Annotated in this window: 9 protein-coding genes and 1 tRNA gene; 1 reads left to right on the top strand and 9 read right to left on the bottom strand. The window is 64.3% G+C overall.

The features are described from left to right. The 3 genes from RMN95_RS16785 to RMN95_RS16795 form a co-directional block, all read right to left on the bottom strand. A partial coding sequence (locus RMN95_RS16785) for a DUF222 domain-containing protein (protein ID WP_309618047.1) occupies window positions 1-1,142 on the bottom strand: 1,142 nt, incomplete at its 3' end. A gap of 119 nt (window positions 1,143-1,261) precedes the next feature. Then, window positions 1,262-2,449 (bottom strand): glycosyltransferase, encoded by a 1,188-nt coding sequence (locus tag RMN95_RS16790; RefSeq protein ID WP_309618055.1) that lies wholly within the window; start codon window positions 2,447-2,449, stop codon window positions 1,262-1,264. 72 nt (window positions 2,450-2,521) lie between these two features. Beyond that, the gene (locus RMN95_RS16795) at window positions 2,522-3,505 is read right to left on the bottom strand and encodes a DMT family transporter (protein WP_309618048.1); all 984 of its coding nucleotides are present in this window, start codon (window positions 3,503-3,505) and stop codon (window positions 2,522-2,524) included. A gap of 40 nt (window positions 3,506-3,545) precedes the next feature. Here RMN95_RS16795 and def point away from each other — a divergent pair, with 40 nt between their 5' ends. Next, the gene (gene def, locus RMN95_RS16800) at window positions 3,546-4,112 is read left to right on the top strand and encodes a peptide deformylase (protein WP_309618049.1); all 567 of its coding nucleotides are present in this window, start codon (window positions 3,546-3,548) and stop codon (window positions 4,110-4,112) included. 112 nt (window positions 4,113-4,224) lie between these two features. Here def and RMN95_RS16805 read toward each other — a convergent pair. From RMN95_RS16805 to RMN95_RS16830, 6 genes are all read right to left on the bottom strand, one after another. Continuing rightward, a tRNA-Asn gene (locus tag RMN95_RS16805) sits at window positions 4,225-4,297 on the bottom strand. 102 nt (window positions 4,298-4,399) lie between these two features. Next, window positions 4,400-5,446, bottom strand: coding sequence for a D-isomer specific 2-hydroxyacid dehydrogenase family protein (locus RMN95_RS16810; protein WP_309618050.1), 1,047 nt, complete (start codon window positions 5,444-5,446; stop codon window positions 4,400-4,402). After that, window positions 5,443-6,294 carry an ABC transporter ATP-binding protein gene (locus RMN95_RS16815; RefSeq protein WP_309618051.1) on the bottom strand — a complete coding sequence of 284 codons (852 nt, stop codon included), beginning with the start codon at window positions 6,292-6,294 and terminating at the stop codon, window positions 5,443-5,445. The genes RMN95_RS16810 and RMN95_RS16815 overlap by 4 nt, the downstream gene beginning before the upstream one ends. 3 nt (window positions 6,295-6,297) lie before the next feature. Next, a complete protein-coding gene (locus tag RMN95_RS16820; protein WP_309618052.1) occupies window positions 6,298-7,974 on the bottom strand; it encodes an ABC transporter ATP-binding protein in 1,677 nt (558 codons plus the stop codon). Then, window positions 7,971-8,987: an ABC transporter permease gene (locus RMN95_RS16825; RefSeq protein ID WP_309618053.1), complete on the bottom strand. Its 1,017-nt coding sequence runs from the start codon at window positions 8,985-8,987 to the stop codon at window positions 7,971-7,973. The genes RMN95_RS16820 and RMN95_RS16825 overlap by 4 nt, the downstream gene beginning before the upstream one ends. 1 nt (window position 8,988) lies before the next feature. Next, a complete protein-coding gene (locus RMN95_RS16830; RefSeq protein WP_309618054.1) occupies window positions 8,989-10,083 on the bottom strand; it encodes an ABC transporter permease in 1,095 nt (364 codons plus the stop codon). Window positions 10,084-10,177: the final 94 nt, after the last annotated feature.

Here is a 10,177-nt window from a genome sequence, read left to right on the forward strand (position 1 = left end):
TTCCACCTGCTGTTGTGTTTCAACCGGTGATGATTTCGGCACAGATGCGAGAGGTTGCCTGCGCTGGTCGTGCCGCCGTCGGCCCAGGCAATGTTGTGGTCGAGGTCGCAGTCGGCGGCGCGCCGACCGCATCCGGTAAAAGTGCACGTGCCGTCGCGCATCTGGAGCCAGCGCTTCAGGTCGGCCGGCACCCGGTAGGCGGTGCGATCAATGTCGAGAATGGTGCCTGTGATCGGATCGGTCAGGATTCGAATGAACGACGGAGCGTGCCCGGCCAGTTCGCGCGCCGTGTCGGCGTCGATCGGGCCGTAACCCTCGAGCGTGCCCGGCTGCTCACTGAGACCCAGCAGGGTGAGCACGGGCACCATGACGCCAACCGCCACACCCACATGCGGGCCCTCGCTGCCGAGCACGCCCGCCAGCAGATCACCCGCGACGTCGGCCCGGAGTTGCGCAAGCGTGCGCGACTCGTCTGGCGCGGACACAAGAGACTGCGCAACACAATCCAGATGCGCCATGGCGCGCTGGGCGACGGCGGAGGGCAGGTATGCGGTGAGCCATGACATACCGTCGATGTCGTGCTCGACCCAGACACGGCGTTCTTCGGCGGTGCGGCGATGCAGCTCGGCGGCGGCCTCGGGCTGCACCCGCTCTCGCGCGGCACGAGCGCAGCCACGAAAGCGTGCGGGCGCCACGGTCGATGCGGCCTCGACGATGGCGTCTTCGAAGGCCAGCCAGGCGGTCGCGGGCAGGGTGGCGGCGAGATCGGCGACAATCCTGGCGTTCGGAGCGGGGATGTCACCGTCACGGAAACCACTCCAGACGCGGGGAGCGCAGAGCAGCAGAACTCGCGCCTGCTCGGCCTGCGCGCGAACGGTCTGTTCGGCGAGACCGAGACGCACCGCGAGGTCGGCGATGGCCGCGCGCTCGGCGAAGGCGACGGCATCCGGAATCGAAAGATACGAGGGCCCGACGAAGATTTCGGGAAAGGCCCTGGCTTCGATCAGGGTCTCGTGGATGGCCGCCAGCTGTTCGGCGAAGGCCATCGATGAGGCTCGCAGGGCGTACTCGGCTCGCGCCATTCCCAGCTCGACGCGCACGTCAGGATTGCGCGGATCGAGCAGTGAGACGAAGCCTTCCATGACTGAAGTCCATCGGTAACCACCGACATTGCAGCCGGTAATCACGCCGAAAACAGCAGAAAGCCAGAACACTCTCAAAAAAAGATTCTGACGTGAAGATCGGGCCGACCGAACGCTCGTTATTGGCCGGATTCGGCCGTCGCTGGGGCGGTCACATCGCCATTGACGGCCTCACCGCGGTAGAGCGACTCGAAGGTGTCAAGGGTGCGCTGAATGTCGTGCGACTCGACGATGGTGAGACTTTCCTTCTTGAATTTCAGGATCTCTTCGTGCGACATCGAGAGCACGGCGGTGAGCTTCTCGGCGAGTTGCGCGACATTGCCGGGCTCGAACAGGAACCCGTTCTCTCCGTCGTGAACGAGGTGAGGCAACGCCATCGCATCAGCGGCCACGATCGGCAGGCCCGACGCCATCGCCTCCATGGTCGAGATGCTCTGCAACTCCGCGATCGAGGGCATCGCGAAGACGCTTGCTCGGGTGAGCGCGTGGCGGAGGTAGGCCTCATCCACATAGCCGGTGAACGTGATGCGATCGGATACGCCCAGTTGCGCGGCCAGCGACTTCAGCCTGCCCTCCTGGTCGCCGCCTCCTACGATCTCGAGCCGGGCATCCAGCGATGAATCGAGTACCGCGAAGGCCCTGATCAGTTTGTCGATCTGCTTTTCTTCGACCACACGCCCCAGGAAGACGATGAGGTTATCGGTGCGCGGCTGCATATTGGGGGTGTAGTTGTGGGCGTCGATTCCGCAGGAAATGGCCAGCACGCCCTCGACGGACGTGTTTGCCTCGAGGTATTCCGCCGCCTTGCGCGTCGGGGTGGTCACTCGCTCGGCCCGCCGGAACGACCGATCGGCCGCGCCCCATGCGGCCTTGATGGCCTGTTTAGTCAGGAAGGGCGGGATGATCAGCGTGTATTCGAGCAGATTCTCGGGCATGAAGTGATTGGTGCCGATGATGCGAATTCCGCGCTTCTTGCCCTCGATTGTCATGCCGCGACCGATGACTACGTGCGACTGGAAGTGCACGACATCGGGCTTGACCCGATCGAGGATGCGTGCGCTGTTTTGCTTGATACGCCAGGGCAGCGAGAAACGCAGCCACGGGTGCGGGTACCAGCGCAACGAATAGATGCGGTGCACGGTGAATTTCTGGCCCTCGTGCTCCTCGATCTGCGCACCGAGCTTCTTATTCGAATACGACGGAGCCGCCACATGAACGTCGTGCCCACGCTCGGCAAGACCGGCAGACAGCCGTGCAATAAAGCTCGCGGCGCCATTGATCTCGGGCCAGAACGTGTCTGCGCCCATGAGGATGCGCAGTCGAGGTTTGCCGTCGTGGGGAGAACTGCGGGGGGCGTCAGGCACGCTGTACACCGTACCTCACGGGTTCTGTGAGCGCTCCTCAGCCACGTCGGCGAGCGGCGTATTGGCCAGGGCCTGTGGATGATGGCGCGAGAGCGAGATCACGCCCCAGACGGCGCACCCGCCTGCGGCGATGAACACCAGCACCGCCCAGAACGGCGCACCTGCGGCCTCGCCGAGCACGATGATTCCGATCGCGACGGCCACGATCGGGTCGATCACGGTGAGACCGGCGACGACCAGGTCGGGTGGGTTGGAGGAATGCGCGGTCTGCACAAAATACGTGCCGAGCAGCGCTGCGGCGATCAGCCCGATCAGGCACAACAGGGTCAGGATGTCGGCAGAGCTGAACGCAAATTCCTTCTGCACGATCGTCTGGATGCGACCAATGACCACATTGGCCAGAGTCACGACGAAACCGAACAGCACCCCGGCCGCGATGACGTAAAAGATCGGCTTCGGCGCCCGGCGGCGGATCACCACGAACAGGGCGATGAACACCGCCAGCACCACGCTCAGGATGATCAGCACGATCGAGAGCTGGGTCGCCGTGACCGGATGCTTTTCAGTGACAAACGCAGCAATCGCGACAAACACCGCAACGCCGCTCACGCAAATCACGATCGCCCGGATCGACACGCGATCAAGCGGTACCCCCGTTATCCGGGAGTTCACGATCGCGGTGATAACCAGCGCGATCGCGCCGAGCGGCTGCACAACCGTGATCGGCGCCAGAGTCAGGCTGGTGAGCTGCAGCACGATAGCGAGGCCGAGCAGCGCCGTGCCGATCACCCACGACGGCCGCGCGAGCAGGGAGCGAAGCTGGCCGAAACTGAGCCCGGTTTTGCCCTCGTGACCGGACCTCTCATCCACGACCGCCACTCCCCCGTGCTGGAACTGGGTTCCCAGCGCCAGGAGCACCGCCGCGATGACGGCGAGGGCGATCCCGATGGGCGCATTGCCACCAAGCTTGTCGGCGAGATCAGTGAGGTCGGGCTGCACCCGACGAATCTACCCGTTTGCTCTCCGTTATTCTGGAGGCATGCCCGTGCTCCCCATCCGAATCACCGGCGAACCGGTACTTCACGCGATCGCCGAACCGGTAGTTGCGTTCGACCAGACTCTTCGCACCCTCGTCGACGACATGTTCGAGACCATGGCGGAGGCTCCCGGTGTCGGTCTCGCGGCGCCCCAGGTCGGAGTCGGCCTTCGACTCTTCGTCTACAACTGGATCGACGACGACGAGATCCAGTGGCGCGGTGTGGCCATCAACCCCGAATTGTGGCTCGCCCCCACGCCCATCGGCGAACCGGATGACGACGAGGAATCAGAGGGATGCCTCTCTCTTCCCGGTGAGCGATTCGCACTGCGTCGCTCACCCAGGGTGATCCTGCGGGCCACCGACCTTGACCACAGGACATTCGAAATCGAAGCAGACGGCTGGCTGGCGCGCATCTTCCAGCACGAGTACGACCATCTTGATGGCACCCTGTATTCCGATCGGCTCGATCATGCTCGGTCCAAAGCGGCGGCGAAGGTGATTCGTAAAAAGGGTTGGGGCGTTGCCGACCAGAGCTGGCTACCGGGCGAAGACGATCTGGAGGGCTAGGCAAGCACGGCACGGGCGGTGCCCCGCAACAAAAGGCCCGAATCTCACAAGGCCAGAATCTCACAAGGCCAGAATCTCAAAAGGCCCGAATCGTGGAGGACTCGGGCCTTAGCTCCTCGACATGGACTCGAACCATGAACCTGCCGATTAACAGTCGGCTGCTCTGCCAATTGAGCTATCGAGGATTGGCGTTTAGCTTGGCTACTTTACCAAAGGTTGCGGGTTCACAAAATCGGGGCGACAACGACCGACCCGGTAGGTGCGTTCAGCGCGTCATTCAGGGCCGCTCAATATCCCGCAACCGGGTCGACGATCCCGACAAAAGCGCCGTTTCCGCGCAACGCTGCCACGTTCGCACGGATCCGTTCCGCCAGCAGTGGTTCTGTCATCTCGGGCGTGTCTGCCGAATGCGATGTGATGACGCAGCGGGGCGCGGTCCAGAGTGGATGACCGTCTGGCAGGGGTTCTGGCGTGGTCACGTCGAGACCGGCTCCGGCGAGATGGCCGGCTCGCAACGCCGCATCGAGGGCGTCCTGGTCGATGAGTCGCCCGCGCGCGATGTTGACCAGCGCGGCGCTCGGCTTCATCGCGGCGAGCTGCTCGGGGCCGATGAGGAGCTCCGTCTCCCCCGTCGCGGCGGCGGCCAGGATGACAACGTCGGCATCCGGTAGCACCTCCATGAGTCGTGCTGTCGTGACCGTAGCGTGCGCCCCCGGTAGAGGGTCTGCCGACCTTCGCACGATCGTGACCGACACCTCGAACGGAGCGAGCAGGCGCATGATCTCGAGAGCGATGCCCCCCGCCCCGACGATCAGAATGTGGCGACCGTAGAGGGTGACGCCGGTCTTTGGGTCTGCCCAGCTGGTTGATCGGCTCTTCTCGGGTATGCCCCGCAGCACTGCCAGCGTAAGGGCAACCGCGTGCTCGGCGACGGGCTCGGCGAAGGAACCCTTGGCGCTGGTCCAGAGTGGCAGCGGCCGATCATCCTGGGAGTCGAAGAGCGGCGAGAAGCTCTCAACGCCTGCCATCGGCAGCTGCACCCACTCAATCGCGGGATGCTGTTCCAGAACGGCCCCGAGTGCTGCGCAGTCGAGATTCAGCCACACCACTGCACGAGTGTTCTCGTCGAGCGGCGCAACCTCGCCGCCGCCCGCTCTGACCGCCGCCGCAAAGGCCTCGCTATCGAAGGGCAGCACTGCGACAGGCCCGGCCACCGGTCGCGCGCCCCGTATCGGACGTGCGGTGACAGCCACGGGATCGCGGTGCTCCCCGGGGCGACGATGCGGCTGAATACCCGGGAGTAGGGCGTCACGCAGTGACGGGGCCCGGTTCATTGGCGAGACCGTGGCACAGTGCCGGAACCTGGCCGCTCGAGCGATCGCAGGAGCCCCTTTACGTAGGGGTGTTCGGGGCGATCCAGCACCTCGTCGAGCGTGCCGATCGCGACGATCACCCCCCGATGCATGATCGCAACCCTGGTGCTCACCCGGCGTACCTCCGCAAGATCCGCAGTCACGATGAGGGCAGAGAAGCCCCGTTCGCGCTGCAGGGAGACGATGATGTCGAGGATGGCACGGCGAGCCGTCACATCGATGCCGGCGGTCGGATCATCCGCCACCAGCAATCTGGGCTCGAGGATCATCGCCCGAGCGATCGCCACTCGCTGCCGCTGGCCCTTGCTCAACTCGTGCGGATACCGGTTCATCGTGGTCAGCGGAAGCCGAACGGCATCGATGACGGTCGCCACCGCCTCGCCAGCATCATTCTGGTTGAACCGACGGTCGCGAGCATAGATTGGCTCGGCAACGTTCTCGCCCACGGTCAGCCGCGGCTGGAGTCGATCGCCCGCCTCCTGCTGCACGTATCCGACGTAGAGTCCAAGTCTTCCGCGACGACGACGGGAGATTCCGCGGATCCGGGTGCCGAGCACGGTCAATTCGCCACCACTGATGCGAGGGGATGCCTCGTCGAGCCAATCGGCCTCCAGCGCAATGGCGCGGGCCAGGGTGCTCTTGCCCGACCCGGTCTCGCCCACGACGGCAAGCACCTCGCCGGGAGCGATATCGAAGGTGACCCCGTCAAGAGCAACGGACCGTGTTTCAGGGCTGCGGGAGTTATAACGCAGAGACAGATCCCTCGCACTGACGGCGGGGGCAGCGGTGTCGATGTTCTCACCGGACACGATCTAATCAGCCGCCCGCAGCGCAGCGAGTTCTGCGCGACGCTGGGCCTGCTCAATGGGATCAGGCACAGGCAATGAAGCCAGCAATCGTTGGGTGTATGGATGCTGCGGCGAGCCGAGAACCTGCTCGCCGGTGCCCTCCTCCACGAGCTTGCCCTTGAACAGCACCGCGATCCGGTCGGAGAGCATGTCGACGACGGCGAGATCGTGGCTGATGAACAACGCGGCAAATCCGAGTTCTTTCTGAAGCTCGGCAAACAGCTCGAGTACACGCGCCTGCACCGAGACATCCAGGGCACTCGTGGGTTCGTCGGCGATAAGCAGGGTCGGACGCAGTGCGAGCGAACGAGCCAGGCTGGCGCGCTGGCGCTGGCCACCGCTGAGCTCGTGCGGGAACCGATCCGCGAACGATCGCGGCAACTGCACCGCTTCGAGCAGGTCGTCGACACGCGCACGCGCGGCCGCGGCATCCTTCGCCTCGCCGTGAACGATGAGAGGCTCGGCCACGCACTGGGCGATGGTCAGCAACGGATTGAAGCTCGACGCCGGATCCTGGAAAACAAATCCGATGTCACGACGAACCGGCCTGAAGGCGCGCTCGCGGATGCCGAGCATCTCGTGGCCGAGCACCTCCAGTGAGCCACCGGTGATTTTCGTCAGCCCGCCGATCGCACGACCGATGGTCGTCTTGCCGGAGCCACTCTCGCCCACCAGCCCGAGCACCTCGCCGGGAGAGATCGTGAAACTGACGCCGTCGACCGCCCGGAACCCGCGACGCCCGAACCGACCGCCGTACTCAATTACCAGGTCTGTTGCCACCACGACGGGAGCGGCGGTGTTCACCGTTCCGGATGCCACGCGCTCGGCGACCCGTGCGGTGGCCCTTGCGCCACCGCTGCCGACCCGCGGCACGGCGGCGAGCAGTCGCTGGGTATAGGGATGCTCTGGTGCGGAAAAAAGCTTCTCGACGCCCGCCTCCTCCACCACGTTGCCCTGGTACATCACGGCAACGCGGTCGGCGAGGTCGGCGACGATTCCCATGTTGTGGGTGATCAGGATGATCGCGGTGCCGAACTCGTCGCGACACCGCCGCAGCAGGTCGAGAATCTCCGCCTGTACCGTTACATCGAGCGCCGTCGTGGGCTCGTCGGCGACGATCAATTCGGGATCAAGGACAAGCGCCATGGCGATCACGATGCGCTGCTTCTGCCCACCCGAGAACTGGTGGGGGTAGTAGTCGATGCGTTCCTCGGGGTCCGGAATTCCGACCTTGCCGAGCATCTCGATCGCCCTCGCCCGGGCCTTTCTTCGGTCGAAGCCCTTGTGCGCCCGCAGTCCCTCCATGATCTGCCAGCCGACTGTGAACACCGGGTTCAGCGCGAGCGACGGCTCCTGGAAGACCATGGCGACGTCGGTGCCCCTGATCTCTCTCAACTGCGAACTGGTCAGGCCAACGACCTCGCGGTCGTTGAGCACTATCGCCCCACGGGTCACCGCGGTCTCGGGAAGGAGCCCGAGGATGGTCTTTGCCGTGACGGTCTTGCCACTGCCGCTTTCGCCGACGATCGCGAGCACCTCACCCGAATCCACCGACAGCGACACCCTGTCGACGGCGACCACCGCGCCCCCATCGGTGGCGAAGGTGACCTCGAGGTCCCTGATGTCCACTACGCGCGTCATGCCGTTGCCCCCGTGGTGTTGGTTGCCGTTGTGTCGGTTGCCGCGGTGGCCGCGGTGGCGGAGACAGGCGCGTCGGCCCGGCGCCTCGCCCTGAGTCGCGGATCGGCCAGGTCATTCAGGCTCTCCCCCACGAGCGTGATGCCCAGCACCACGAGCACGATGGCAACGCCGGGAAACAGCGACGTCCACCAGATTCCACTCGTCACGTCGGAAATGGAGCGGTTGAGATCGTAGCCCCACTCGGCGGCAGACGTCGGCTCGATGCCGAAGCCAAGAAATCCCAGCCCGGCGAGCGTCAGGATGGCCTCGGAGCTGTTCAGGGTGAAGATCAACGGCAGGGTGCGGGTGGCGTTGCGCAGCACGTGGCGGAACATGATGCGGGAGGTGCTCGAGCCGATCACTTTGGCCGACTCCACATATGCCTCAGATTTTATTCTCACGGTCTCGGCCCTGATCACTCGGAAATACTGTGGGATGTAGACCACCGTGATCGAGATCGCCGCCGCCAGGATGCCGAAGAATACCTTCGACTGGCCCCCGCTGATGACGATCGCGGCAACGATCGCAAGAAGAAGCGTCGGGAAGGCGAACACGGCATCGGCAATGACCACGAGGATTCGATCGAGCCAGCCCCCGAGATAACCCGAGACCAGCCCGAGCAGCACTCCGGCAAAGATCGAGAGCACCACGGCGACCACGATAACGCCCAGAGCGGTCTGGGTGCCCCAGATCACCCGGGAGAGCACGTCATAGCCGCCGACGGTGGTGCCGAGAATGTGCGCTCCGCCGGGAGGCTGTTGCGCTCCAAAGTTACCGTTCTCGTCTTTCAACTGAGCGAAACCGTAGGGGGCAAGAAGGGGCGCGAAAATAGCGGTCAGGAGGAACAGGCCCGTGATGACCAGGCCGAATATAAGCATCCCGCGCTGAAGGCCAACGCTCTGGCGCAACTGGCGCACGACGGGCAGGCGGCGCCAGAGCAGCGTGAGGCGAGTCGGCATGGTGATGGACGACATTTCAGTACCTCACCCTCGGGTCGATGAGCGCCGCGAGTATGTCGACGATGAAGTTGCTCAGGGCGACGATCACCGCCAGCAGGGCCACGATGCCCTGCACCGCAACAAAATCGCGAGCACTTAGGTACTCGGCCAGCTTGAAGCCGAGGCCCTTCCACTCGAAGGTGGTCTCGGTCAGGACCGCACCACCCAGGAGCACCGCGATCTGAAGGCCGATGACCGTGATGATCGGGATGAGAGCCGGCTTATAGGCGTGCCTGCGCACGAGGCGATATTCACTGACCCCTCGTGACCTCGCCGAGTCGACGTAATCCATCGAGAGAGTGCCGATCACATTGGTGCGCACGAGGCGCAGGAACACCCCCGCGGTCAGCAAGCCGAGCGCCAGGCCCGGTAGCACCGCGTGTTGCAGCACATCGGCAATTGCGACGGGACTTCCCAGCTGGATCGCGTCGACCAGGTAGATGCCTGTGCGATTCTCGAGTTTGCCCATCTGCAGTTCGGTGCGAGTGCTGCCGCGTCCGGCCACCGGAAGCACCTTCAGCCACACCGAGAACACCAGCTTGAGTAGAAGCCCGGCGAAGAACACCGGGGTTGCGTAACAGAGGATCGCGAAAATACGCAGCACCGCGTCTGGCCAGCGGTCGCGCAGGTAGGCGGCGAGCATCCCCAGCGGAATTCCCACGATGAAGGCCACGAGCAGGGCGTAGAACGCGAGCTCGAGGGTGGCGCCACCGTAGGTCAGCAGCAACTCCAACACGGGCCGGCCATCGCTGATAGCGGTGCCGAAGTTGCCGGTGAACACCTGCCCGATGTACTCGAAATACTGAACGACCAGGGGCCGGTTGTAGCCGGCGGCCTCAATTCGCACGGCCAGCTGGTCGGCATTCAGTCGACCACCCAACGCCGCCGTGATCGGGTCGCCGATCGTGCGCATCAACAGGAACACCATCGTGACCAGGATGAATATTGTGGGGAAGATCAGCAGGAACCGCACGATGATGAAACGCAGCAGAGGGCTGCCACCACCAGAAGAACGTCGTGGACCAGTGACGGTATCCGTTGGTGCGAGAGGTGCAGGGGCGGTCGTCGTCATGTTTACCAATCGTGCTGGGAGCGAAAGAGGGCGACCCGCTCGACGCGGGTCGCCCCCCACACTGCGCTAGAGAAACTCTAGCTGTCGTGCATCT

Source organism: Salinibacterium sp. (assembly GCF_031364185.1).
Classification (GTDB): domain Bacteria; phylum Actinomycetota; class Actinomycetes; order Actinomycetales; family Microbacteriaceae; genus Rhodoglobus.